The sequence below is a fragment of the Demequina sp. genome (genome assembly GCF_049841215.1).
GTDB lineage: Bacteria > Actinomycetota > Actinomycetes > Actinomycetales > Demequinaceae > Demequina.
In genome coordinates, this window is sequence record NZ_JASGEO010000013.1 from 121,216 (window position 1) to 146,373 (window position 25,158).

The window sequence follows — 25,158 nt, forward strand, 5'->3', positions numbered from 1 at the left end:
GCCCGGCCGTCGGGCCTCAAGCGGTTTGCGTGATGTCCACGGTGACTGCGAGCGTCTTCGTGGAGCCCGCCACAACGCCCGTGAGTGGCGGCACGTCGCCGTATTCGCGGCCGCGTCCCACGACCACGTGGTGGTCCCCCACCTCGCGATCGTTGGTGGGATCAAAGCCAAACCAGTCGCCGGTCCACCACTCCACCCACGCGTGAGACTCGCCGCGCACCTTCTCGCCAATCGCGGCATCGCGCTTGGGGTGCAGGTAGCCGGAGACGTAGCGAGCGGGAATGCCAACCGAGCGCAACGCGCCGATCGCAAGGTGCGCAAAGTCCTGGCACACTCCCGAACGCACCTCCCACGCATGCGCGGCGGGCGTGTGCACCGAGGTGACACCAGGCACGTACTTGACCTCATTGTTGAGGAAGTCGCAAATGGCGCGAGCGGTCTCGTCTGGGGTGCCTTTGTGGGCGGCATCCGTGGCGAAGGCGCGCACGTCCTCCGTGGGCTCGGTCGTGGGGGTGTTCACCAGGTACTCGCACAGCAGATCCTGAAAGCGCGGCCCGGTGATGGCGTCCCACCCGGCCCTCTCCTCCCGCGCGGGCACCGATGACACCTCAACAAGCGAAGCGCCGACTACCGTGAGCGACTGGTGCGGTTGAAGTACCTCGAACACCGTGACATCGGTCTCCCAATAGTCGCGGTAGGTCTGCCGCCACGTCACCGGGGACACCTCGATGCGGCTGTCCAGCACGCGCTGACGCGGAAGCCACGCGGGAGTGAGGCGCGCCTCGTTGTACGACGACACGACCTCCTTCTCGTATGCGAAAGAGGTCTTGTGCTCGATGCGCAAAGTCGACATCTAGAGGGCCTCCTGGCTCCACAGCACCGTGGATGCTGGGAGGAAGTAGCGGTCGCGAATAAGGTCCGACGCTAGGGCACAGGCGCGCTGTACCTCCCGCATTTGCTCTGGCAGGTTATCGAGGATCTCGCGGACGTCTCTGTATTCGAGGTTGGTGCGCGCCCTGCCGAGGGCGAGGCGAGCGCGGTCACTCAGCGCCCGATTATTGGAGGCTCCCTCGATGAGGCTCAGGGTCTCCTCTGCTTTGGCAAGGCTGTAGGCGATGGAGCGCGGGAACAGGCGATCTACCAGCAGGAATTCCGCGGCGCGCTCTTCGGTGACGAGCGCCCTCACCGTCCTGAGGTATGCCTCGTGGGCGCTGCACGAGCGCAACAGGGTGGTCCAGTTGGGGCCTGTTGTGCCCTCGAAGTGACGGGTCATGAGGAGGCGCGCGATCATGTCAGCGCGCTCCAGGGAGCGGCCAAGTTCCATGAAGTGCCAGGCGTCGTCGCGACTCGTGGTGGCGCTCGAGAGGCCCCAGACAACCGCGGCACGCTCGCGCACCCACACGAAGTACTCGTGCGGCCGTGCGGAACTGGACCACCGCGGCAACTGATTCCGCGTTGTGTTGAGGGACTCCCACACCTCCGTGGAGATGACCTCGCGGGCGCGCCTGGCGTTTTCGCGGGCGGCAGTGAGCGTGCCCGCGATGGAAGAAGGCTTAGTGGCGTCGAAGGCGAGAGCCTGCAGCACGTCCCGGCGCGTGACGGGAGCGGTGAACTCGCAGTTCATGACGTTAAGCAGGGAGGCATTGGCGCTTGGCTCATCCACCCAAGGGTCTTCGAGCAGCACATTGAGGTGCACGTCCAAGAGCCGGGCCGTGTTGTCCGCGCGCTCCACGTAGCGGCCAATCCAGAACAGCGACTCGGCGATGCGGCTCAGCACGGCGTGCTCCCCTCATCCGCGAGCTGCTGTTGCTGCTGTTGCTGCGCTTGCTGCTGCCCCACGTAATCGTCTGGGTGAGCGGCCTGCGGCACGGCCGTGACTCCTGAGAACTCCACCCGGCTCTCTGGCGGCGGGGACATCGAGCCGCGGTGGCGCACGCCGCCAAGCACCCAGGTGTCTTTGGACCCGCCGCCCTGCGACGAGTTCACGATCAGCTGCCCCTTCGCGAGCGCCACGCGCGTCAGCCCGCCCGGCAGCACCCACACGTCGCTGCCGTCGTTGATGGCGAAGGGACGCAGGTCCACGTGACGCGGCTCGAGTCCCTCCTCGGTGAGTGTGGGCACGGTGCTGAGCTGCACCACCGGTTGCGCGATCCACCCGCGCGGGTCCTCAAGGATCTGCGAGCGCGCTTGCGAGAGCTCCTCCTTGGACGCCTTGGGCCCAATGAGCACGCCCTTGCCGCCCGCGCCGTCTACCGGCTTGACCACCAGCTCGTCGAGCCTGTCGAGAACCTCGGCCAGAGCGTCGGGCTCCTCAAGCCGCCACGTGTCCACGTTAGGCAAAATGGGGTCTTCCCCCAGGTAATACCGGGTGAGGTCGGGCATGTAGGTGTAAATGAGCTTGTCGTCGGCCACGCCGTTGCCCACCGCGTTGGCGATGGTCACGTTGCCAAGGCGGGCCGCGTTGATGAGGCCCGGCGCGCCAAGCGACGAGTCGCTGCGGAAGACCACGGGATCCAAGTAGTCGTCGTCAACGCGCCGGTAGATGACGTCCACGCGGCGCCTGCCGGCAGTGGTGCGCATGTACACGCGGCCGTTGTGGCACTCGAGGTCGCGGCCCTCGACGAGCTCAACACCCATGGTGCGCGCGAGCAGCGAGTGCTCGTAGTACGCCGAGTTGTAGACGCCAGGAGTGAGGACCACGATCGTTGGATCGTCCACGTCCTCTGGCGCCGCCTTGGCAAGCGATGAGCGCAAGCGCTGCGAGTACTCGAGCACTGGACGCACGCCCATGGCGCCAAAGAGCTCGGGGAACATTTGGGACATGGCGCGGCGGTTGGAGAGCACATAACTCACGCCCGACGGCACGCGCACGTTGTCCTCGAGAACTCGCCAGATCCCGTGCTGGTCCCGTACAAGGTCGATGCCGGCGATGTGCACGCGCACGCCGTTAGTGGGCTCAATGCCGGCGACGGAGCGGTAGAAGTACTGGCTGGACGCGATGAGACGGCGAGGGACGATGCCGTCGTTCACGCAGTGCTGGGAGCCGTAGACGTCAGCAAGGAAGGCCTCGAGGGTCTTGACGCGCTGCGCCACTCCAGGGGAAATGATGTCCCACTCGTCCGCGCCCACGACGCGCGGAACGATGTCGAGCGGGAACGGCCGCTCCTCGCCAGCGTGGTCAAACGTGACGCCTTGGGCCAGGTACGTGTTGGCGAGGGACTCGGCGCGAGCGAAGAGGTCGTCGCCGGACATGCGGTCGATCTCGGCGTAGACGCGGGCGTACGGCTCGCGGACCTTGCCCTTGACATCCATGGCCTCGTCCCACGCCTGAACGGGTGCGTAACGAGTCCACGGAGTCTCTGACGTGTCCTGCGACATGTTCCGAGCCTAGGGCGTACGTGTTTCCGATGCGTCACAACCTGTTTTCGGTTCGATGTGGCTGATAGATTGCCGAACATGGGGTACCCAGAAGACCACCTCGCCGCGGGCGAGAACATCATCGTCAACGCGCGTCCGCACTGGAAGCGACTCATTGGATCGGGGCTGCTCTTCCTCGTGGGGACGGGGCTCGCGATCTTCTTGTACTCGCTGCTCGGACCCGAAGACTCCACCACCAACACCGTGCTCACGATCCTCATCGTGGTGGGCTGGCTCGTGGTGGCGGTGATCTGGGGCTTCATTCCCTTCATCCGCTGGTTCACCACGCACTTTGTGATCACGGACCGGCGCATCATGTTCCGCACGGGCGTGATCACGCGCCAGGGCATCGACATTCCCATGGCGCGCATCAACTCGGTGCAGTTCCGGCACGGACTCATCGACCGCGCATTCAAGACGGGAACCCTCGTGATCGAGTCGGCGTCAGACGATCCTCTCGAGTTCAATGACATTCCGAATGTCGAGGCCGTCCACAAGATGCTCTACGAAGAGCTGTACGACGAGCTCCACGACGACGGCAAGAACTGAGCCTTACCCAGCCACAGCGTCGGCTCGGCGCTAGATTTGCAGGTATGACGACCGACTCCCTGTCCCCCGAGTTCGCGCAAGAAGTTGCCAACGGCTACACGTTCGACGGCCCCACCCTCAAGCTCGGCGCCTTGGTGCAGGGCGAGGAGGCCACCGAGTCCGCGCAGGTGCAGATCCCGCTCGCGATGATGAACCGGCACGGCCTCGTAGCGGGCGCGACGGGAACGGGCAAGACGCGCACGCTCCAGCTCATGGCCGAGGGGCTCAGCGAGGCCGGAGTGCCCGTGTTCGCCGCCGATATCAAGGGCGACCTCACGGGCATGGCGATCGACGGCGAACCCAAAGACTTCATCGACAAACGCGCAGCGGACATCGGGCAGGACTGGTCCCCGGCGTCGTACCCCATGGAGTTCTACAGCCTTGGCGGCATCGGCACGGGGGTCCCCATCCGCACCACTGTGACCGACTTTGGGCCGCTGCTGCTGAGCAAGGTGCTTGGCCTCAACGACACGCAAGAGAGCTCGCTGAGCCTCATCTTTCACTGGGCGGACACGAACAAGCTCGCGCTGCTCGATCTCAAGGACCTGCGCTCCGTCATCGCCTACCTCACGTCGAAGGAGGGCAAGGAGGAGCTCGCCGGGATCGGCGGCGTCTCCCCCGCTACCGCGGGCGTGATCCTGCGCGAGATCTCCTCGCTCGAGGCCCAAGGCGCCGAGGAGTTCTTCGGCGAGCCGGCCTTCGACACCAAGGATCTGCTGACGGTTGGCGCCGACGGGCGCGGCGTCATCTCCGCGCTGGAGCTGCCCTCGCTGCAAGATCGCCCCGCGCTATTCAGCACCTTCCTTATGTGGCTGCTCGCTGACCTCTTCGCGGACCTGCCAGAGGTGGGCGACCTCGACAAGCCCAAACTCGTCTTCTTCTTCGACGAGGCGCACCTGCTCTTCACGGACGCGTCCAAGGAATTCCTCACCCAGGTCACGCAGACGGTGCGCCTCATCCGCTCCAAGGGCGTTGGCGTGTTCTTCGTGACGCAAAGCCCCAAAGACATTCCGGCCGACGTTCTTGGCCAGTTGGGCTCTCGCGTCCAGCACGCGCTGCGCGCCTTCACGCCGGAGGACGCCGCCGCGCTCAAGGCCGCGGTGCGCACGTACCCCAACTCGCCGTATGAGCTGGAAAAGACCCTGACCTCGCTCGCGACGGGCGAGGCCGTGGTGACCGTGCTGAGCGAGAAGGGCGCGCCCACTCCGGTGGCGTGGACACGATTGCGTGCCCCGCGCGGATCAATGGATGCCGCGCCGGCGGAGGCCGTGACGGCAGTGATCAACGCCTCGGCTGGCTCCGCCAAGTACGCCGTGGAGACCGACCGCGAGAGCGCCTATGAGCTGCTCGCCGCGCGTGTGGAGGCGACGGCGGCCGCGGCCGCGCAGGCCGAGGCGGCTGAGGCACAGGCGAAGGCCGACTCCGCGGCCAAGAAGGCGGAAACCGCACCCCGACGCACGAGCACTCGCAAGGAGAAGTCGGTGGTCGAGGAGATTCTGACCTCGTCCACCACCAAGTCACTGGCCCGCAGCGCGGGGCGCGAGCTGATCAACCAGATCTCGCGCTCGATCTTTGGGACGCGCTCGCGCTAGCCGGCACGCCCCGCTGCGGACGCGATCCCCAGCCACGTGTGCGGCACTCCCTCGAAGCACCAACCCAACTTGGGAGCACGCTGGGAGATCCAGATCGCGGGGACGCGCTTGTCTCCCCTGCGGGATCCGGCGAGCATGAAGCAGTGGTTCTTCTCCACGAAGTGGGGCGCGACGGTCGCAAGCGAGAGTCCCTCGTCGATCGTGAGCGGCGTGCGGCCGCGCTCGGCGATCGCGGGCAGCGCGTCGCGAGGCGCCACGTTGAGAAACTCGTCACCGCGATCGATGCCGTAGAGCCAATACACGGGGGCCTCCGGAATGTCGACAACCGGCGCATACGGTGCCAGGCCCGCTTCTCCGTGGTTGCGATCGAGAATCCCCTCCTTCGCGGATCCAGGAATCCTGAGTGCGGGCACCCGCGCTTCTGCGGGGATCACCTCGGCAGTGACCACCGCAAGCGCGGGCTCGTCAACGGGCTCAAGGGCGCCGAACAGCGCCCGGAACGCGTCCTCCGTCAAACCGGCCAACTGCGGATAGCCCACTGACACGTACGCGTCGACTTGGGATTCGAGGGTGGCGGTGAACTCGGGCAAGGTGGCCTCCAGGCGCTCGGGTGCGACGTCAACGCACCTGGCGGCGGCTATGTTCCCGGCCGCAACTCCCGGGGCAAAGCCCAGGAGACCTAGATGCCGCCCGCATCGCGAAAGCGGTCCGCGATGATGTCGATCAGCCGCTCGTCTGGCGCCAGCGGATCGGTCACGTGGTCGGCGCCGGCCTTGCTTAGCGTGTCTTGGAAGAAACCGGGTGATAGCAGGTATGACACGACGGCGACGTCCGAGTCCTCCTCGTATTCGCCATTGGCACGCGCGGCCTCCACAGCTTGCGCAACCGTGGGCTCAATTCCTGCCGCATACCCCACGCGAACCGGCCCGTCCCACGCCAGCCGCAGCGCATCGAGAGTGCGCTCGGTGTCCGCCTGGGAGCGCGCGTCGGAACTGCCCGCGGGAGCAAGCACCAGGGTGGCTGTGGGGTGCACGGAAGCCTCGTCCACGCGATCCCGCACAATGGCGATGAGACGCGGGTCGGGGCCAAGAGCGGGAGCTGCCACAACGTCGGGCCTGGTACGTACGGCGTTGGCGATGTCCACGTGCACGTGATACCCGCCAGCAAGCAAGTACGGAACCACCACCGCGGCAATGCCGTCGGCGGATTCGGGGATGCCAAGCACCACCTCGTCAATGTGCGGTTCCTGGACATCGACGTAGGCCACGCGCACCTCCACCCCCAACCGCTGTCGCACGCGCTCGGCCACGGCAAGCACGCTCGCCTGCCCAGCCGCGTCACGCGTGCCGTGCGCGCACAGGATCATCACCGGCGCGCTCACGCGGCCACCGCCAACGCATAGCCGCGCTTGACCACCGTGCGCACCAAAGCTCGGGCCTGCGACGCCTCGCGAAGGCGGTTGATGGCCGCCTCCACCGCATGCGCTCCGCTTTGACCAGACGGCATGATCTCTCCCAACTGCTCACGCGTGAGCACAGAGCCGTTCGCCTCGGCGAGGGCCTTCAGAATCGCAAATCCGGAGGGCGAGAGCGGCAAGGGCTTGCCGTCAAGCACGGCCGTGGTGGCCCGCACCACGAGGCTACCGGCGCGCGTACGGCGCGTCAGGCAGTCCTCCCCGTAGTGCTTCACCAGGTCCCGCACGAGCGCGCCAAGGCGCCAGCGATCGGGGTACTGGACGGCAAGGCCAGCGCTCGCCAACGGCTCCGCGGTAATAGGCCCGACGGCCTGCAACAGCAAAGCTCCAGCGGACACTTTGGCACGGATTGCGTCGAGCAGTCCAAGGTCGGTGGCGCTCGCCACCCACGCCGAGGCGCCGGGTGCCGAGGTGAACAGCACGGCGTCGCACTGCCCGTTCGCTGCGGCGCGCAGCCACTCTTCGTGGGCAACCGGATCAAGCGGCGGACCCCAGCCGTAGACGACGAGGCCAACCACGTCAGCGCCCGCGCCACGAAAGGCCTCATCGAGCCCGTCAGAGCCATTGCCGTGGTGCTGCACCGCGATGCGCGCGCCGCTCACGCCTTCGGCGAGCAGATAGTCACGGAGTTCGGCGGCAGTCTCAGACTCGGCGACCCAGTCTGCTTCAAGCCCAGCGGCTTGAATCGCCCCGCGCGCCTTGGGCCCGCGGGCGATGAGTCGGGCGTGACTCATCACCTCCAGAAGTTCGTCAGCGAGGCCAGCAGCGTCGGCGGCCTCCACCCATGCGCGGAAGCCGATTCCGGTAGTTGCCACCACGATGTGCGGCGGATCCGCGATGACGCGGCGAGTGTCGCGCACGAGCGCGTGATCGTCGAGGTGCGGGACGGTGGACAGCGCGGGTGCGTGGCGCACGGTTGCCCCGCGGCGCTCGAGCGCCGCCGCCAATTCACGCTTGCGCCGGTCTGCCGTGATGACCACGACACATCCCACAAGCGGTTCGCCAATTGCCGACACGCGCGCCTCCCCTTCAGGAGGTGGCGCCTGCCTGAGAGCCGAGGAAGTCCGGGGCTGCCACCTCTCCGATGACGATAACCGCCGGAGGTTTCACCGCCGTTTCGGCAGCGATACGAACGATCGCGCCAAGTTCACCGCGCGTGACGCGCTCTTGTGAAGTGGATCCGCGCTCAATGATTGCCACGGAAAGTTCCGGATCTGCCCCTGCCGCGAGCGCCGCCTCAACGATCCCCGGCAGCGCGTTCACCGCCATCAAGAACACCACCGTGGAGCCCGAGGTGATGGCCGCGAGCGCCGCCGCATCCGCCCCTGCATGTCCCGAGGTAACGAGCACCGAGTTGGAGATGGCACGGTGCGTCACGGGGATTCCGGCAAGCGCGGGCACGCTCAGCGCGCTCGTGACGCCAGGAACCACCTCCACGTCCACGCCAGCCTCGAGGCACGCGTGCACCTCTTCGCCGCCTCGCCCAAACACGAACGGATCGCCACCCTTCAGCCGCACCACGGTCTTGCCGGCGAGCGCCCTGTCCACCAGGATCGCGTTGATCTGGTCTTGCGGAACAGGGTGATTATCAGGGCTCTTGCCCACGTTGACGATCTCGACGTCATAGGGAACCGCCACCAGCAGGCCGGTAGCTCCCAAGCGATCGGTGACCACAACGTCGGCCTCTGCTAGGGCCTGGCGACCGCGCACTGTCACCAACCCAGGGTCTCCGGGGCCGGAGCCAACGAGGATGACACGGCCGGCTCCTTCGCGCCGGCGGCGCAGGTCAACCTGCCCAGAGTCGATGTAGTCGGCAATGGCGTCACGCACCGAACGGATCCGGTGCGGATCCGGAGCATCCACGGACACCACTCCAACGGTCACGTCACCGTGGGTGGACATCGCCGCTTGGCGGGCCGTGCCCTTGCTCGCATCCGAGGCGTCGATGCACCACACGCGGCGCTCCAACGCCCACGCCGCGATGGCGTCGTTGAGGGCCGCGTCATCCGTGGCGGCGAGCACCAGCCATGCGTCGTCGAGGTCCGCGGGCTCAATGGGCCGCGCCTCCCACGCCAGGTCACCATGGCTCGCTTGGCGCTCAATATCGTCCGACGCTGCGGGCGCCACCACGCGCACGGCGGCCCCGGCGGCGAGGAAGCGGCGAATCCTGCGGGTCGCCACCGCGCCAGCGCCCGCGACCACAACGCGCTTGTCCGCGAGGTCGAGCCCAAAGAGAACTGTCACCGGTGACCGGCCAGGGTGAGGAACACCTGGCCATTGTCGAGGGTGACGGGGAATGTCTCCAAGTCGGGGCCGCCCGGTGTGACCGGTTCGCGGTCCATCGTGGAAAGGCACAGCCCCGTGGTGAGGGAAAACACCTGCTTGTAGATGGGGGAAGCAATCGTTGGTTCGGCTCCCCTGGAGCCGGTGATTCCTCTCGACATGACGTGCGCCCCAGAGAATGGATCGAGGTTCTGAACGGCGTAGACGGACCCGTCCGCGAGGCGGAAGATCGCCACCTGCAGATTGCCGAACAGCGCCGCTACGCCCAGGTCAGGGGTGAGACGATCCAGGCCGCACACCAGGGTCAGCGTCGCGGGGAGGGACACCGCGGTCATGCCCGCACCTCCAAAGTGTCGCCCGCAACGAAAACTGGACCCCGCGGCCTTCTCTGCCCACGCTCGGCGACGTATTCCAGCGACGGATCCGCAGCGTCGGGCGCATTGACGAAACTGGCGAACTGCGCGAGGCGAGCGGGATCGCGAAGCACGGCGGCCCACTCGTCCTCGTAGGAATCGATGTGCCGGGACATGTGCGCGTCCAGGTCCGCGCAAATGCCAAGGGCGTCGTCGACGATGATCTGCCGCAAGCGATCAAGCCCGCCTTCGAAGTCCTCTTGCCATGGCGCGGTGCGTTGCAGGCGGTCCGCGGTGCGAATGTAGAACATGAGGTAGCGATCGATGACCTTGAGGAGCATGGCGTCGTCGACGTCCTCCACCAGTAGTTGGGCGTGCTTGGGATTGAATCCGCCGTTGCCGCCCACGTAGACGTTCCAGCCCTTCTCGGTGGCGATAACGCCCACGTCCTTGCCGCGCGCCTCCGCGCACTCGCGCGCACAACCGCTGACGCCAAGCTTGATCTTGTGCGGGCTGCGCAGCCCGCGGTAGCGAAGCTCGAGCGCGATCGCCATGCCCACGGAGTCCTGCACTCCGTAGCGGCACCACGTGGAGCCCACACACGACTTCACGGTGCGCAGGCTCTTTCCGTAGGCATGCCCCGACTCCATTCCGGCATCTACCAGGCGCTTCCAGATGGCTGGCAATTGCTCAATCCGCGCGCCAAACAGGTCGATCCGCTGGCCCCCAGTGATCTTGGTGTAGAGCCCAAAGTCCTTGGCGACCTCGCCAATCACGATCAGCTTTTCCGGGGTGATTTCGCCGCCGGGCACGCGCGGCACCACCGAGTAGGTGCCATCCTTTTGCATGTTGGCCATGACGCGGTCGTTGGTGTCTTGCAGCGCCGCGCGCCCTTCCGCGAGCACGTGGCCGTTGTACAGGCTCGCGAGGATCGACGCGATGGCGGGCTTGCAGATGTCGCAGCCGCTGCCCGTTCCCAGGCGGTCGATGATTGCGCTGAACGACGTCAGTTCCGCGATCTGCACCGCGCTGAAGAGTTCCGCGCGGCTCATCGCGAAGTGTTCGCACATCGCGTTGGACACGGCGATGCCCGCCCGCTCCAGTTCCGTGGTGACGAGCTTCTTCACGAGCGGCACGCAGGATCCGCACGCGGTCCCCGCCTTGGTGCACGCCTTCACCTCACTCGTGTCGGTACATTCGTGCTCCCTCACGGCCTCGCGGATGGTTCCCGCACTCACGTTGTTGCACGAGCACACGGTCGCCGCATCGGGGAGTTCCAGTTGTGGCCGCCCTGCTCCGTCTCCAGAACCTGCGCCCTCGGGCAGCAGCCACGCCGCCGCGTCGCCAGGCAGTTCCGCCCCCACCATGGGCCTTAGGCTCGAGTACGCAGAGGCGTCGCCCACGAGGATGCCGCCGAGCAGCGTGCGCGCGTCGTCGGTCAGCACGAGCTTCTTGTAGACGCCGGCCACCGGGTCCGCGAACACCACCTCGAGCGCACCCGGCGTGGTGGCAAACGCGTCACCAAAGCTCGCCACGTCAACACCAAGGAGTTTGAGCTTCGCGGAGGTGTCGGTGCCCGGATAGGTGGACGTTCCGCCAAGCAGGCGGTCCACGGCGATCTCCGCCATCGTGTATCCCGGTGCCACGAGCCCCACCCACGCGCCCTGAATGGACGCGACCTCGCCAATGGCACTGACCGCCGGATCCTCCGTGAGGCACGTGTCGTCAACAGTCACTCCCCCTCGCTCACCAAGCGAAAGGCCCGACGCTGCGGCCAGTTCGTCTCGCGGCCTCACCCCGGTAGCGACGATGATCACGTCGGTGGCGAGCTCGGCGCCGTCGGCAAACCTCACGGAACCCACGGCGCCGGTGCGGCCAGGCGCGAACCGCGAGGTCTGCGCATCCACCTTCACGGAGACGCCCAACTTCTCGACGAGGCGCTTGAGCGCCGCACCACCGGCGTCGTCTACTTGCACGTTCATGAGGCGCGGCCCGGCCTGAATAACGGTGGATACCAGGCCTAACTCTTGCAGTGCTCCCGCGGCCTCAAGGCCAAGGAGTCCACCCCCGAGGACCGCGCCGCGCAATACTCCCCCGCCGCGCTCCGCACGCAGGCGCTCCACGTAGCCGCGGATCGCGGCCACATCATCGATGGTCCGGTACACGAACACGCCGGGCAGGTCCGCTCCCTTGATGGGCGGCACCCACGCGTACGTGCCGGTGGCGAGCACCAGATGGTCGTAGTGCTCGCTGGTGCCATCCGTGGCCGTGACTGTGTGCGCGTCGCGGTCGATCGCTTCGATGCGGTGGTCCCGACGCAACGTCACGAGCGGGTCATCCCACAGGCCGCGGTCACCCAGCTCGAGATCCTCCGGGTGCCTGCCGGTGAAGTAGGTGGTGAGCGCCACCCTGTCATACGGGCGCCGGGGCTCTTCGGCACACACCGTGACGCGATACCGCCCCTCAGTGTCGCGAGAGCGCAGCGCCTCAACGAACCGATGGGCAACCATTCCGCCGCCTACGACGACCACATGTTCCGGGGACTGGATCATGCCAACCACGGTAGGAAGCGGGTGTTACAGCGGCGCCGGTGGGGCGTAAAGGTCTGCGAACATCTGTCTCACCGTTCGTGAAGCGGCGATGTGAGAAGTCAGGCGCTGGCCCAGGCCGTCACGGCGTGAACGACCACTGCGATGTCCTCCGAGGTGTGCTCCGTCGACACAAACCACGCCTCGAACGCGCTCGGCGGCAGGTAGACCCCGGCCTCATGCAAGGAGTGGAACAGGCCCGCGTACGCCCCCGAATCCTGCTTGCGCGCGTCATCAAAGGTGACCGGAGAATCGGGCAAACCCAGGAAGAAGGATGCCAACGTGCCCGCTCGCCCCACCGCGAACGTGCGCCCTGCGGCAGCCAACGCCCCCGAGACCCCGGCAACCAGAGCGTCGGACGTGTGCGAAAGCCGCGCATACGCGGCCGCATCCATGAGCCCAAGCGTCGCGAGCCCCGCGGCCACGGCCACCGGGTTCCCCGAGAGCGTCCCCGCCTGATACACCGGCCCAAGCGGCGCCAGCTGCTCCATGAGATCCGCGCGCCCGGCCACCGCGGCAACGGGAAGGCCGCCGCCGATGACCTTGCCGAACGTCACCAAGTCTGGGGTCCAAGGTTCACTGCCCGACGCTGCGGCCAGGTCACGCTCCACGCCCCAGTACCCGGCGGGGCCGGCTCGGAAGCCCGTGAGGACCTCGTCGCAGATCATGACTGCGCCCTCGTTGCGGCATAGCGTGGCGATGAGGCGGTTGAAGCCAGGCGGCGGTTGCACCACGCCCATGTTGCACGGGGCGGCCTCGACGATGACCGCCGCGATGGAGCCGCCGTGCTCGGCGAAGGCGTCGGTGAGCGCGGCCTCGTCTCCGTACGGAAGCACCATGGTGTCCGCCGCAACGGCTTTGGTGACGCCGGCGGAATCCGGGGTGCCCGCGGTCGCGAGGCCGGAGCCCGCAGCCACGAGCAAGGAGTCAGAGTGGCCGTGATAGAGCCCCGCGAACTTCACGATCACATCGCGGCCCGTAGCCGCGCGCGCCAGGCGCAGCGCGGTCATCGTGGCCTCGGTGCCCGTGGAGACCAGGCGAACTCGCTCCGCCGGGGCATAACGGGCGCGGATCTCCTCCGCGAGCGCGATCTCGCCCTCGGTGGTGGCTCCAAAACTCAGGCCGCGTTCGGCCGCCTTGCTGACGGCCTCCACCACCACCGGGTGCGCGTGGCCAACGATTCCCGCTCCCCACGAGCAGACAAGGTCGACGTACTCGCGGCCGTCTGCGTCGGTGACGCGAGAGCCGTGCCCGGACGCGATGGGAACCGGATGCCCGCCCACGCCGTTCCACGCGCGCACGGGTGAGTTCACACCACCGGGGACGATCGCCGCGGCGCGGTCAAAGAACGTCATGCCAGCCACTCGCTCAGCTCGAGCGCCGCGTAGGTGAGGATGATGTCGGCGCCCGCTCGCGCGATCGACGTCACCGCCTCCACGTGTGCGGTGCGGCGATCGATCCAGCCGTTCGCGGCCGCCGCCTCGATCTGCGCATACTCGCCGCTCACGTGATACGCGGCCACCGGAATGGCCGACGCTGCGGCAACGTCCGCGAGCACGTCCAGATAGGGCAGGGCTGGCTTCACCATGACGATGTCGGCGCCTTCGGTCTCGTCGAGCGCGGCCTCAAGGAGACCCTCGCTACGGTTGGCCGGGTTCATTTGGTAGGTGCGGCGGTCTCCTTCGAGTTGGCTTTCCACGGCGTCGCGGAAGGGGCCGTAGAACGCGGAGGCGTACTTGGCCGAGTAGGCAAGAATCGCGGTGTTGGTGTGCCCCGCGCCCTCTAGCGCTTCACGCACGGCTGCCACTTGGCCGTCCATCATCCCGCTGAGCCCCAGCACCTCTGCGCCGGCGGCGGCCTGCGCGAGCGCCATGCTGGCGTACACCTCAAGGGTGGCGTCGTTGTCCACGGAGCCGTCTTCTCCGAGGACGCCGCAGTGGCCGTGATCGGTGAACTCGTCAAGGCACAGGTCAGCCATCACCACGAGGCGACCTGCCGCGGCCTCGTTCGCAACGGAGATGGCGCGATTCAGGATTCCCTCTGGAAGCGACGCCTGTGTACCGACAGCGTCACGGACTTGCGGAACGGCGAAGAGCATGACTCCGCCGAGGCCTGCATTCGCGGCGGCGTCCACCACGTCCGCTAGCGAGTCCAGCGAGTGCTGCGAAACTCCTGGCAGAGAGTTGATGGGCCGAGGCTCGTCGAGTCCTTCGCGCACAAAAACGGGCAGCACCAGTTGGGACGCCGAGACGCGGGTCTCGGCCACGAGCCTGCGCATCGCGGGTGTGGCGCGCAAGCGGCGCGGGCGAATCGCTGACGTCATGCGTCCTCCCTGGTATTCCAGGCGTTCTCGAGAGCCTCAAGGATACCGTCGTGACTGGGGATGGCGGCAACTGCGCCCACGGTCAGGCCCGCGCCCTTGGCGGCGGCCTGGGTGGTGCGCCCAATCGCCACCACCAGGGTTCCCTCCGGTGCCGCGTGCGGCGCGTACCGCTCAGCCACGGAACCGCTTGTGAGCAGCACCGCGTCGAACTCACCCGCTGCCAGCGCAGCGGCCGTGTCTGCGGAAATGCCGGGGCCGTCAACAACGCGATACGCCTCCACCTTGGTGACGTCCCACCCCTTGCGTTCAAGCCCACGAGCGAGCACCGGCCCGGCCAGATCCCCAAGCGGGACGAGCACGCGGCCGGGTCCCTCCGGGAAGTCCGCGACGATCCCGCGGGCGTCTTGCGTGCCGCTGGGCACAAGGGCAACATCGAGCCCCACGCCCGCGCACACAGAGCGCGTTGCCTCGCCCACCGTTGCTACCTGGGCGAACGGAACGGGGTCGGCGAGCGAGCGAGCGTTTGCGGTGGCAACGGCCGCCATGGCGAGAACCGCGTTGCGGCTCGTCACCGCGAGCCAGTCAAACGCCCCGTCGCACCACTCGAGCGTCGCCGCCGCGAGCACCTCTGGCTGCGCGGTCTCCACGACCTCGATGAACTCGACCTCGTCCACGAGCGCTCCTGCAGCGCGCAAGCGCTCGGCGAGATCCCGTCGTCCCGCGGTGACAGGGACGAGGATGCGGCGGCCTGCGACGCTCACCCACGCCCCATGAGGCTTGCGGCACCGCGCCCAAGCAGAGCGTGCGCGGCGGCGCGGCCAAGCGACTCTGCGTCGTCCGCGCGGCCAGCCGTCTTCTCGGTGAGGGTGAGCGTGCCTTCGGTGTTCATGACGCGCACCGTGAGCCTCAGCGTGCCGTCCTCAACGGTGGCGAACGCGCCAACGGGCGCGCTGCACCCCGCGTCGAGCACTGCGAGCGCCGCACGCTCCGCAGTCACAGCTGCGCGGGTCGCGGGATGATCCAGCGAGCGCACCAGCTCCGCGAGCTCCGCGGGCGTGTCGTCCGCGATCTCCACCGCGAGCGCGCCCTGACCCGGCGCGGGCAGCATGTCGGCGGGGTCAAAGAGTTCGCTCGCCTCGGCCTCGCGGCCAAGCCGATTGAGGCCGGCCGCCGCGAGCACCACGGCATCGAGATCCGCGCCCACCATCGCGAGCCGTGTGTCCACGTTGCCGCGAATGGGCACGGTCACGAGGTCATGACGCAAGGCGAGAACCTGGGCGGCGCGCCGCGGCGAGCCCGTCCCCACGCGAGCGCCCTTGTGGAGCCCGGAGAGGGTGCGCCCGTTGGCGCACAGCGCGTCGCGAACGTCTTCCCTTTCAGGCAGCGCAGCGAGTTCCAGGCCCTCGTACGGAGCAGTTGGCATGTCTTTGAGCGAGTGCACGATGAGGTCGCACTCCCCCGCGAGTAACGAGGACCGCAGCGCCGTCACAAAGACGCCAACCTCGCTGAGGCCTACCAGGGAGGCCCGTGAGATGTCGCCGTGGGTGGTGATAGGCACCAGGTCTACGTCCACCTCGAGGCCTCGGCGAGCACCTGCAGCGACGAGCGACTCGGCGACCATGCCCGACTGGGTGGTCGCGAGCGCCGAGCCCCTGGTACCGAGCCTGATGTGCACGCTTACTCCGACGGAGTGCCCGTTGGCGGCTTGCGCGTTGCGGCGATCAGCGCCGCGGCAGCGCCACCGATCACGAGGAGGCCGAGGATGCCCCACAGCCACGGGCTCACCCCGCCCGTCTCTTCAACGGCTTCCGCGCTTGGGCTCACCGAGGGTGTGGCGCTTGGCGTTGGCGATGCGCTCTCCGTTGCGGTCACGGTCACTGTTGGGGTTGGCGATGCGCTCGGCGAGGGCAGCGGAGCGACCAGATCGACGTGAATCTCGCCCTCCTCCGCGTGACCGTCCACCGACGCGTTGCGCCACGCAATGGTGATCTCGCCAGGAGCGAGATCGGTCACGGGCGCCTCGAGCACGGTCGGCTCGGCGAGGGTGACCTCAAGCTCCTGGGTTGCGCCAAGACCGTCCGTCACGGTGATCGAGTTGCCGATCTCCAGCAGCTCCTCAGAGAACTCAAGGCGAATGCTGCTGAGCTCGGTGACCGACGACCCATCGACGGGATCAGACGACACCAACTCGGCGTGAGCGGAAGCGGGAACGGCAAAGGCCGCAGCGGCGAACGTAAGCGCCGCAACCGCAAGGGCGCGACGAGAAAACTGAGTCACAGGCATGGTGACCATTCTGACATCCCCAGCCACAGCGTCGGGCATGCCAAGGCCCATGCGAAAGGGCGGGTGACATCGCCACCCGCCCTTTCGCGTTCAGAGCGTCACTAGACGGTCCAGTGACTGGCTCCCACCTTGCTCTTCCACCACTCTCCTAGGCCGATGGCCTGGCGGTAACGAAGCTCCAGAAGCACAGCCGCGATGATGCCGAGCGCCTCAATCCAGTGCTCGTCAAGGAACGGGTTGGTGGACGGCCACATCTGCGTCAGATACATGAACAGCAGCATGAGCGAACCCGCCCACATGGCGACCTTGGTGCCCACGCCAAACATCAGCGCAAACCCAACACCGAGCAGGCCGAGCATGAACGGCCAGTCGGTCCAGCGCTGGCCACCGAGGTCCACGAAGAAGTCATGGAACGGGCTGTTGACGTTCCCGCCGTAGACCAGATAGCCCTCGGTCACGTGACCGCCGTTGACCCATGCGCTGTCGCACATGGCGTCGATGCTGAATGTGCCGTCGTCGTTGGTGGTGCGACACGTGCTGTAGCCAAGGCCAAACAACTTGTCGAAGAACGCCCAGAGGAAGATGAATCCAATGGCGATGCGGAGCAGGCTGAGGAAGATCCAGCCGGCGCCTCGGTAGTCCGACGGCGTCTTTGCCGCCGGCTCAGCGGTGGTCGTAGGTTCAGTACTCATGCGTGTTCCCTCCCATGGTGGACACAGAGGGGACCGGGGACCCGTCCCCCGCAAAACACGCTAGCCCTCATTGGTGGCAAGCGCGCGAGATACCTGTCGTGTCGCACAAAGGAACGGGCCCCGCGACGTGTGGTCGCGGGGCCCGTTTGGGGGAGGGTTCTAGACGAGCCAGGTGTTCGAGCCGACGAGCTTGCGCCACCACTTGCCCAGTCCAATGGACTGGTAGCCAAGTTCCAGCAGCACCGCCGCGATCACCGCGACCGCCATGATGATGTGGTCATCGAGGATGGGGTTGGTGGCCGGCCACATCTGCGTCATGTACATGAAGATCAGCATGAGCGGACCGGTGACCATGGCCACCTTGGTGCCGATGCCGAGCATGAGGGCGAGGCCGATGCCGAGCAGACCGATCATGAAGACCCAGTCGGTCCAGCGCTGGGCGCCGAGGTCGACGAAGAAGTCGTGGAACGGGCTGTTGACGTTGCCGCCGTACACGAGGTAGCCCTCGGTCACGTGGCCGCCGTTGATCCATGCCTTGTCGCAGAAGGCGTCGATCGTGTAGGTGCCGTCCTCTGCCACGGTGCGGCACGTGCTGTAGCCAAGGCCAAGCAGCTTGTCGACAAAGGCCCACAGGAAGTAGAAGCCGATACCGATACGGGTAATGCTCAGGAATACCCAGCCAAGCTTGTGGCCGGTCAATGCGGGCGCCGTTGTGGGCGCTTCAGGCGTCGTTGCCATGGTGTGTTTCTCCTCATCACACGGGCCTTGTGGGCCCTTAGCGCCGGGGTAGCGCCTAACCGTGAATCTATGAGGCGTTTTGAGCGCGCACATGGGACCACAGTCCCGTCTTGGTCCAAGGGCCTCGCGGCGCCGAAAAACCGCATAGAGTCGAGAACCATGACGAGTGTTGACTTCCCCACCGACGGCGCGGCCTGGCGCGATTACCTGGAGATTCACGTGAGTTCGCGTCTCGAGGGCGCAAAGGGCGTCCTCGACGCACTGCGTTCGGGGAACGCCGTTGACGTGCTTGCGGAGTGGAATGAGGCGGACATCGCGATCATCCACGCGATGGAACTGCCCCAGATTCTGGCGGAGTGCCACCCCGACGCGGGGGTTCGTGAGCTGGCCGGAGAACTGTTTGTGCGCGCCCAGACGGTGCGCCAAGAGCGCGATCAGGATGCGGAGCTCTACTCCCTCATCGCTGGGATTGATGCGTCCACGCTGACGGACGACGCCGCGAACGTCCGCGAGCTCTTGCTTGGCGACTTCCGTGCGGAGGGTGCCCACCTTGGCGACGAGGCTCGCGCGGAGCTTGCCACCGTGAACGAGCGCATCACCGCGCTGTCCACCAAGTTCAGCGAGAACATTCGCGACGCTCAGGCCTCCATTCGCATCGCGCCGGAGCGCCTCGCGGGGTTGCCGCAGGACTACATCGACGCCCACCCGGTTGGCGACGACGGCCTTGTCACCATCACCACCGAGTACCCGGACAAGTTCCCGTTCATGGAGATGGCCCACGACGCGGATGCGCGTCGCGACCTCGTCATCGCCGACTATCAGCGCGCCTACCCCGCCAATGACGCCGTGCTCGCCGAGTTGCTCCAGGAGCGCCACCGCAAGGCCGAACTGCTTGGCCTGCCGTCCTTCGCGGATGTCGCTACCCAGCGGATGATGATGCCCGACGGCGACAGCATTGGCCGCTTCATCGACGAGGTGAATCTCGCGGCTCGCCCCGCGGCGCTCCGCGACGTAGAGCGCCTGCTCGAACGCAAGCGCAAGGACTTCCCCGACGCGACCAACGTCACGGTCTACGACGCCACTTACTACGTGGAGCGCATCAAGGCAGAGGAGCTTGGCGTTGACGCCAACCAGGTGCGCGAGTATTTGGACTTCGGCAAGGTCAAGCAAGGCGTGCTCGACCTCACCGCGCACCTCTTCGGCTACACGTTCGAGCTGGTTCCCGACGCGCCCACGTGGCATCCGGACGTCGAGGTCTACGACGTGAAGGAGGACGGCGAGTGGGTGGGCCGCATCCACCTCGACATGCACCCGCGCGAGGGCAAGTTCAGCCACATGGCGTGCTTCGCCGTGGCAAGCGGCTTCACCAACCGCAACGTTCCCGAGTCGTCGCTCATGTGCAACTTCCCGCGCGGGCTCATGACCTTCGACGACCTCGTGACGTTCCTTCACGAGTTTGGCCACTTGATCCACGAGATCGCCGCGGGCCAGCAGGTGTGGGGCCGTCACACCGGGCTCAGCGATCAGCAGGAGTGGGACTTCGTCGAGGCCCCCTCACAGATGCTCGAGGAGTGGGCGTGGACCGCTCCCGTATTGCAGCGCTTCGCCACGAACGCCGCGGGAGAGCCGATTCCCACCGAGCTCGTGGACGCTCTGCGCGCCTCGCGTGATTTCTGCGAGGGCATGGGAACCGCCCGCCAGCTCGCGTACGCGGCGCTATCCCACCGCTTGCACAGGGACCACCCCACGGACATTGCGCCATTCGCCGAGGCGATCGAGGCGGAGTACGACGTCCGCGACATGATCCCGGACACCCACCAGTACGCGTCCTTTGGGCACCTCACGGATTATTCGGCCTGCTATTACACGTATCAGTGGAGTCTGTCCATCGCCAAGGACATGTTCACGCAGTTCGATCCAGACAACCTCCTGGATGCCGAGGTTTCCAAGCGCTACCGCCGCGAGGTGCTCAACCCCGGCAATAGGCGACACGCCGCCGAAAGTGTCGAGGCCTTCCTTGGGCGTCCCTACTCCACCGACGCTTACCGGGAGTGGCTCGCCTCGCTGTAGTGAGCGTCGGGCAGCTTTGAAGCTGCCCGACGCTTAGGCCAGTTGGGCATCCAGGTGCGTCTTGAGCACGCCGGCCATATCGATGGATTCGTTGAGGAGCCACTGAATCTGGAGGCCGTCCATGAGGGCCACCCACTGGCGGCCCGCGTCGGCCGGATCCAGGCCCGGGCGTGCCTTGCCGTCCTCGATGAGCTCTACGAAGTGCTGCGAGATCTCCGCAACTACGCGGTCATAGCGCGCCACGAAGTAGGCGTGGGCGGGGTGATCGGGAGCGGTCGCCTCCGCGGACAGCGTGGCGAAGAGCTCAACAAGACCCCTGGTGCCGGAGTTCTTCCGAGCCACCTCGACGAGGGAGTTGAGCGCGTCGAGGCCACGCTCCGCGGCTCCGGCGAGAGCGGAATCGTCTTGGTCGCGGCGCATAAGTACGGCCTCGAGCAGTCCCGCCTTGGTGGGAAAGTGATAGAGGAGTCCGGGGTGGGTTAGGCCGCACCGGGCCGCGATGTCACGCAGCGAGGCGCCCCTATAGCCACTCTCGCCGAACATCGCGGTGGCGGTGGCGAGGATGTGCTCGCGGGTTGCGGCTCCGCGTTCGGATTCGCCCATCTGGCGGCCCCCTTGGTCGCTGTCGCAAGCCCGGCCGGGCCGCGTGGCGCTTAACTTACCACACGGTAGGTCTTGCGCTACACTGGCGCGCGTGACCGAATCGTTTCGTGACCCCAGCCTGCCCATCGCGGACCGCGTAGCCGACCTCGTTGGGCGCATGACGCTCGCCGAGAAGGTGGGCCAGATGCTCCAACTCGACGCGAAGAACGGGGTGGACGAGTACGTACTCGAGTACAACGTCGGGTCCCTGCTGCATGCGTCACCTGAAAACCTGGCACGCGCGCACGAGTTGGTCAAGCGAACCCGCCTGCAGATTCCACTCATCATCGGCGACGACTGCATCCACGGTCACTCGTTCTTCGAGGGCGCCACGATCTTCCCGACGCAGTTGGGCATGGCGGCGTCCTTCTCCGCGGACCTGTTGGAGCGCGTTGCCCGCGCCACCGCCGTGGAGGTGGCGCCCACGGGCATCCACTGGACGTTCTCCCCCGTGCTGTGCATCGCGCGCGACCTGCGCTGGGGCCGGGTTTCCGAGACGTTTGGCGAGGACCCGTTCCTCATCGGCGAGCTCGCCTCGGCGATGGTGCGCGGTTACCAGGGCCACGGCCTCACGGATCCCGATGCAATCCTCGCCACCGCTAAGCACTTCGCCGGATACTCCGAGACCCAGGGTGGCCGCGATGCGTCCGAGGCAGACATCTCCCAGCGCAAGCTGCGCTCCTGGTATTTGCCGCCTTTCGAGCGTGTGGCGCGCGAGGGGGTCGCGTCGTTCATGCTCGGCTACCAGTCCACCGACGGCATCCCGATCACGATCAACAAGTGGCTGCTCAACGATGTGCTGCGGGCCGAGTGGGGCTACACCGGCACCCTCGTGACGGACTGGGACAACGTGGGCAACCTCGTGCGCGAACAGCGTCTCTACCCCGACTACGCGCAGGCGGGCGCGGCGGCCGTAGACGCTGGCAACGACATGATCATGACGACGCCCGCGTTCTTCGAGGGAGCCCAGGCGGCCGTTGCACAGGGTCTGCTTGACGAGGCGCACGTCGACGCGGCCGTCTCTCGCATCCTGACGCTCAAGTTTGAACTGGGGCTGTTCGAGAACCCGCGGGTGCCGGATCTTGCTCGGCAATCAGAGGTGATCGGGTCTGCGGCTCACGCTGAACTCAACCGCGAGGTGGCTCGGCGTTCGATCGTGCTGCTCCGGAACGATGGGACGTTGCCGCTTGATCGCGACGAGGTGCGCCGCATCGCGGTGGTGGGCCCCAACGCTGACGACCCGGACGAGACGCTCGGCGACTGGGCCGGCCGCTCCGGCCAGGCGGATTGGCTACCCGATGGCCACCCACGCCACATGATTTCCGCGGTCCTCGACGGCATTCGCGCCTTTGCCGGGCCCGACGCTGTGGTGGAGTTTGCGCGCGGCGCCGAGATAGTGCGCACTGGCCCGGATCCCATCGGCGACTTCTTCCCCGACGGTCAGCCGCGCCCGCACATCGCCTTCCCCGTGGCGCCAGACCCCGAGCAGATCGCGGAGGCTGTTGCGCTCGCCGAGCGATCCGACGTGGTCATTGCCGTACTTGGCGACGTGATCCAGTTGGTCGGCGAGGGCCGGTCCACCGCAACACTTGAGTTTCAGGGCGGCCAGGTGGCACTCCTCGACGCCCTCGTGGAGACCGGGAAGCCCGTGGTGCTCGTCGTGCTCGCGTCGAAGCCGCACGTGCTGCCGCCGTCTGCAGAGAAGGTCGCGGCGATCCTCTGGGCAGCCAACCCGGGCATGGAGGGCGGAAACGCCCTGGCAGAGCTGCTGTTCGGTCTCGTCGAGCCGTCCGGTCGCATGCCCATTTCGTGGCCGCGTCACGTGGGCCAACAGCCCACGTTCTACAACCAGATCGACGCCCAGCACGGGTACCGGTACGCGGACCTCACGCAGGAACCGCAGTTCGTGTTTGGCGAGGGGCTCTCGTATTCGTCGGTCTCCTACGACGTACCTGCCCTTGAACTCGCTGTGCTGCGCCCGGAGGACACTGTGCGCGCGAGCATTCGCGTCACCAACACAGGCGACCGTCCGGTACTCGAGACCGTTCAGGCATACATCCGGGACGTCAACACCTCGGCGACGTGGGCCGATCGCGAACTCAAGACCGTTGCCCAGGTGAGCCTGGCGCCGGGCGAAACCGTGGCCGTCGGGCTGGAAGTCCCCGTCTCCGCGTGCACGATCGTGACCTCTGACGGCCGCCGAGTGGTGGAGCCGGGCATGTTCGAGCTGCTTGTTGGCCCGTCCTCGCGCCTCGCGGACCTCCAGAGCGCGGCCTTCGAGGTGAAGATCTGATGTCCGTCGCCGCGAGCGAGTACACGGCGGCTCGCCTCAGCCGCGCGCGGCTTGGGGTGACCCTGCTCTTTGTCACGAACGGCCTCATTTGGTCCAACCTCGCGCCTCGCTACCCCGAGATTCGGCGCGGCCTTGAACTCACCTATGGGCAATTCGGCACAGCGGTGATGTTTGGCGGCATCGGCGCGATGGTGGTGGGCCTCAGCGCCGCAGCGATCATCCGCCGGTACCGCTCCGCTCGCGTTGCTGTGGTGACGATGGTGTTCATGGCCGCGGGGCTCGTGCTCGCGGCGCTCGCGCCCAATGGCGTGCTGTTTGCCGCGGCGTTGTTCGCGGTGGGCGCGATCGACTCCATCGTTGACGTGGCGCAGAACTCGCATGGCCTGCGAGTGCAGCGCGAGATGAAGCGATCGATCATCAACTCGCTGCACGCGATGTGGTCCATCGGCGCCGTGCTCGGCGGCCTCATGGGTGCGGCAGCCGCAGGCCTCGACATTCCCGTTCCGACGCACTTCACGATCGTGTTTGTGCTGGTACTCGCCATCAATATCGTCGCGTACCGGATGTTGCTCCCTGGTGCCGATCCCGTGCCAGAGGCGACCGCAGCGTCGGGCGGCGGCAGCCTCCGTGCCGTCTCTGTTCGCGTGTGGCTGATCCTTGCGTCGCTCGCCGTGGTGGCGATCGCCGGCGGTTGGGTCGAGGACGCTGGCGGCACCTGGTCCGCGAACTACCTGCATGACTCGCTTGGCGCGGCGGCGTCGCTAGCGGCGATGGGCTTTGTGGCGCTCATGACGATGCAGACCATTGGGCGCCTCATCGGCGATCGGCTCGTGGATCGCTTTGGGCAGCGCACGGTGGCGAGGGCGGGCGGCCTGCTGGTGATCGTGGGCATGGGCAGCGCGCTGCTGTGGCCGTCGATCCCACTGACCATCGTTGGCTTTGGCCTCGCGGGGCTTGGCGTGGCCACGACCATCCCGGCGGCGATGCACGAGGCCGACGAGCTACCTGGTTTCCGGGCGGGCACGGGGCTCACGATCCTGTCATGGACCCTGCGGCTTGGGTTCCTGCTCTCCCCCGTGCTCGTTGGGCTCATCGCGGACGAGGTGTCGCTGCGCGTTGGGCTGACGCTCGTGGTGGTGGCTGGCGTGCTCATCGTGGTGTTCGCGCAGGCGCTGTCCCAGCGGCCCCGGTCGCGTGCTCTCGACGTTGAGACGCCGGAACCCCACCCGGCGCCGTAGCGCCGCTCGATCCTCGCTCGGCGCCCGCCCCCGAGGAGACCCCAAACGCGAGCGCAAGCGGCAGTGCGACCACGCCCACCGTTAGCCCCGCAAGAACATCAACTCGCCAGGTGGTGCGCAATCCCGCGTAGTCGGCGCGGCTGGGCAGCAGCTCCCTTACCGCACGGAATCCGGCGTTCATTCGGCGGCGGCAACCATGGCGTGGCGCGCCGCGAGCACCTCTCTCAGCAAGGTGCGCGCGGCGGCAAGCAACTCGGTCACACCCTCGTGAGCGAGGCGGTAGAACACCTCGCTGCCGCGGCGTTCCGACGTCACGAGGTCATACCCTCGCAGCACTCGCAAGTGCTGCGACACGTGGGATGCCTCGAGCCCCGTCTCGGCAATGAGCCTGGTAACCCCTAGTTCGCCGCCCTCGTCCAAGAGTTCTAGGATGCGGATCCGCACCGGATGCGCCAGTCCCTTGAAGAGTTCCGCCTTCACCACGTTGAGCGACCTGCCGGAGTCCATGCGCTCGCCTTTCTTGACATGACGGTTGCATCATATCGCTATATCAGCGCAATCTCGACCCACCCGCCTTAGCCTCT

23 protein-coding genes are annotated in these 25,158 nt (G+C 66.9%); 5 read left to right on the plus strand and 18 right to left on the minus strand.

Annotated elements, in window-relative coordinates; all coding sequences use genetic code 11:
- Positions 1-16 precede the first annotated feature (16 nt).
- From QM618_RS06490 to QM618_RS06500, 3 genes are read right to left on the minus strand one after another with little or no spacing between them, the layout of a single operon-like run.
- Positions 17-853: a transglutaminase family protein gene (locus QM618_RS06490; protein ID WP_428095899.1), complete on the minus strand. Its 837-nt coding sequence runs from the start codon at positions 851-853 to the stop codon at positions 17-19.
- Entirely contained in the window at positions 854-1,777 is a 924-nt protein-coding gene (locus tag QM618_RS06495) for an alpha-E domain-containing protein (RefSeq protein WP_428095901.1), read from the minus strand.
- On the minus strand, positions 1,771-3,378 hold the full coding sequence (locus QM618_RS06500) for a circularly permuted type 2 ATP-grasp protein (protein ID WP_428095903.1): 1,608 nt from the start codon (positions 3,376-3,378) through the stop codon (positions 1,771-1,773). Before QM618_RS06500 ends, QM618_RS06495 begins: the two co-directional genes overlap by 7 nt.
- A 78-nt stretch (positions 3,379-3,456) precedes the next feature.
- Between QM618_RS06500 and QM618_RS06505 the strand changes: the two genes are divergently transcribed.
- Both QM618_RS06505 and QM618_RS06510 read left to right on the plus strand, forming a co-directional pair.
- Positions 3,457-3,966, plus strand: coding sequence for a PH domain-containing protein (locus QM618_RS06505; RefSeq protein ID WP_428095906.1), 510 nt, complete (start codon positions 3,457-3,459; stop codon positions 3,964-3,966).
- Between the two features lie 44 nt (positions 3,967-4,010).
- Entirely contained in the window at positions 4,011-5,597 is a 1,587-nt protein-coding gene (locus QM618_RS06510) for a helicase HerA-like domain-containing protein (protein ID WP_428095909.1), read from the plus strand.
- Here QM618_RS06510 and QM618_RS06515 read toward each other — a convergent pair.
- From QM618_RS06515 to QM618_RS06575, 13 genes are all read right to left on the minus strand, one after another.
- On the minus strand, positions 5,594-6,187 hold the full coding sequence (locus QM618_RS06515) for a DUF5701 family protein (protein WP_428095912.1): 594 nt from the start codon (positions 6,185-6,187) through the stop codon (positions 5,594-5,596). The genes QM618_RS06510 and QM618_RS06515 overlap by 4 nt on opposite strands.
- 89 nt (positions 6,188-6,276) lie before the next feature.
- Positions 6,277-6,978: a sirohydrochlorin chelatase gene (locus QM618_RS06520; RefSeq protein WP_428095914.1), complete on the minus strand. Its 702-nt coding sequence runs from the start codon at positions 6,976-6,978 to the stop codon at positions 6,277-6,279.
- The gene (locus tag QM618_RS06525; RefSeq protein ID WP_428095916.1) at positions 6,975-8,051 is read right to left on the minus strand and encodes a uroporphyrinogen-III synthase; all 1,077 of its coding nucleotides are present in this window, start codon (positions 8,049-8,051) and stop codon (positions 6,975-6,977) included. Before QM618_RS06525 ends, QM618_RS06520 begins: the two co-directional genes overlap by 4 nt.
- Positions 8,052-8,100: 49 nt before the next feature.
- Positions 8,101-9,315 carry a uroporphyrinogen-III C-methyltransferase gene (gene cobA, locus QM618_RS06530; protein WP_428095918.1) on the minus strand — a complete coding sequence of 405 codons (1,215 nt, stop codon included), beginning with the start codon at positions 9,313-9,315 and terminating at the stop codon, positions 8,101-8,103.
- Positions 9,312-9,689: a nitrite reductase small subunit NirD gene (gene nirD / locus QM618_RS06535; protein WP_428095921.1), complete on the minus strand. Its 378-nt coding sequence runs from the start codon at positions 9,687-9,689 to the stop codon at positions 9,312-9,314. The genes cobA and nirD overlap by 4 nt, the downstream gene beginning before the upstream one ends.
- Complete coding sequence (gene nirB, locus QM618_RS06540) at positions 9,686-12,259, minus strand: nitrite reductase large subunit NirB (RefSeq protein ID WP_428095923.1); 2,574 nt, start codon at positions 12,257-12,259, stop codon at positions 9,686-9,688. Before nirB ends, nirD begins: the two co-directional genes overlap by 4 nt.
- Before the next feature lie 98 nt (positions 12,260-12,357).
- On the minus strand, positions 12,358-13,650 hold the full coding sequence (locus QM618_RS06545) for a glutamate-1-semialdehyde 2,1-aminomutase (protein ID WP_428095926.1): 1,293 nt from the start codon (positions 13,648-13,650) through the stop codon (positions 12,358-12,360).
- Positions 13,647-14,618, minus strand: a complete 972-nt coding sequence (gene hemB, locus QM618_RS06550; protein ID WP_428095928.1) for a porphobilinogen synthase — start codon at positions 14,616-14,618, stop codon at positions 13,647-13,649. Before hemB ends, QM618_RS06545 begins: the two co-directional genes overlap by 4 nt.
- Entirely contained in the window at positions 14,615-15,379 is a 765-nt protein-coding gene (locus QM618_RS06555; RefSeq protein ID WP_428095930.1) for a uroporphyrinogen-III synthase, read from the minus strand. Before QM618_RS06555 ends, hemB begins: the two co-directional genes overlap by 4 nt.
- Entirely contained in the window at positions 15,376-16,293 is a 918-nt protein-coding gene (gene hemC, locus QM618_RS06560; RefSeq protein WP_428095932.1) for a hydroxymethylbilane synthase, read from the minus strand. Before hemC ends, QM618_RS06555 begins: the two co-directional genes overlap by 4 nt.
- A gap of 2 nt (positions 16,294-16,295) precedes the next feature.
- Positions 16,296-16,901: a copper resistance CopC family protein gene (locus QM618_RS06565; protein ID WP_428095935.1), complete on the minus strand. Its 606-nt coding sequence runs from the start codon at positions 16,899-16,901 to the stop codon at positions 16,296-16,298.
- 101 nt (positions 16,902-17,002) lie between these two features.
- Entirely contained in the window at positions 17,003-17,593 is a 591-nt protein-coding gene (locus tag QM618_RS06570) for a DoxX family protein (RefSeq protein ID WP_428095937.1), read from the minus strand.
- Between the two features lie 159 nt (positions 17,594-17,752).
- A complete protein-coding gene (locus QM618_RS06575) occupies positions 17,753-18,331 on the minus strand; it encodes a hypothetical protein (protein WP_428095940.1) in 579 nt (192 codons plus the stop codon).
- Positions 18,332-18,490: 159 nt separating this feature from the next.
- Here QM618_RS06575 and QM618_RS06580 point away from each other — a divergent pair, with 159 nt between their 5' ends.
- Positions 18,491-20,401 carry a M3 family metallopeptidase gene (locus QM618_RS06580; protein WP_428095942.1) on the plus strand — a complete coding sequence of 637 codons (1,911 nt, stop codon included), beginning with the start codon at positions 18,491-18,493 and terminating at the stop codon, positions 20,399-20,401.
- Positions 20,402-20,434: 33 nt separating this feature from the next.
- Here the strand turns inward: QM618_RS06580 and QM618_RS06585 are convergent, their stop codons facing one another.
- Entirely contained in the window at positions 20,435-21,004 is a 570-nt protein-coding gene (locus QM618_RS06585; protein WP_428095944.1) for a TetR/AcrR family transcriptional regulator, read from the minus strand.
- 91 nt (positions 21,005-21,095) lie between these two features.
- On the opposite strand from QM618_RS06585, the gene QM618_RS06590 reads away from it, so the two are divergent.
- Together QM618_RS06590 and QM618_RS06595 are read left to right on the plus strand one after the other, a co-directional pair.
- A complete protein-coding gene (locus tag QM618_RS06590; RefSeq protein ID WP_428095946.1) occupies positions 21,096-23,336 on the plus strand; it encodes a glycoside hydrolase family 3 N-terminal domain-containing protein in 2,241 nt (746 codons plus the stop codon).
- On the plus strand, positions 23,336-24,574 hold the full coding sequence (locus QM618_RS06595; RefSeq protein ID WP_428095949.1) for an MFS transporter: 1,239 nt from the start codon (positions 23,336-23,338) through the stop codon (positions 24,572-24,574). The genes QM618_RS06590 and QM618_RS06595 overlap by 1 nt, the downstream gene beginning before the upstream one ends.
- 177 nt (positions 24,575-24,751) lie before the next feature.
- Here the strand turns inward: QM618_RS06595 and QM618_RS06600 are convergent, their stop codons facing one another.
- The gene (locus QM618_RS06600; RefSeq protein ID WP_428095952.1) at positions 24,752-25,081 is read right to left on the minus strand and encodes an ArsR/SmtB family transcription factor; all 330 of its coding nucleotides are present in this window, start codon (positions 25,079-25,081) and stop codon (positions 24,752-24,754) included.
- Positions 25,082-25,158 lie beyond the last annotated feature (77 nt).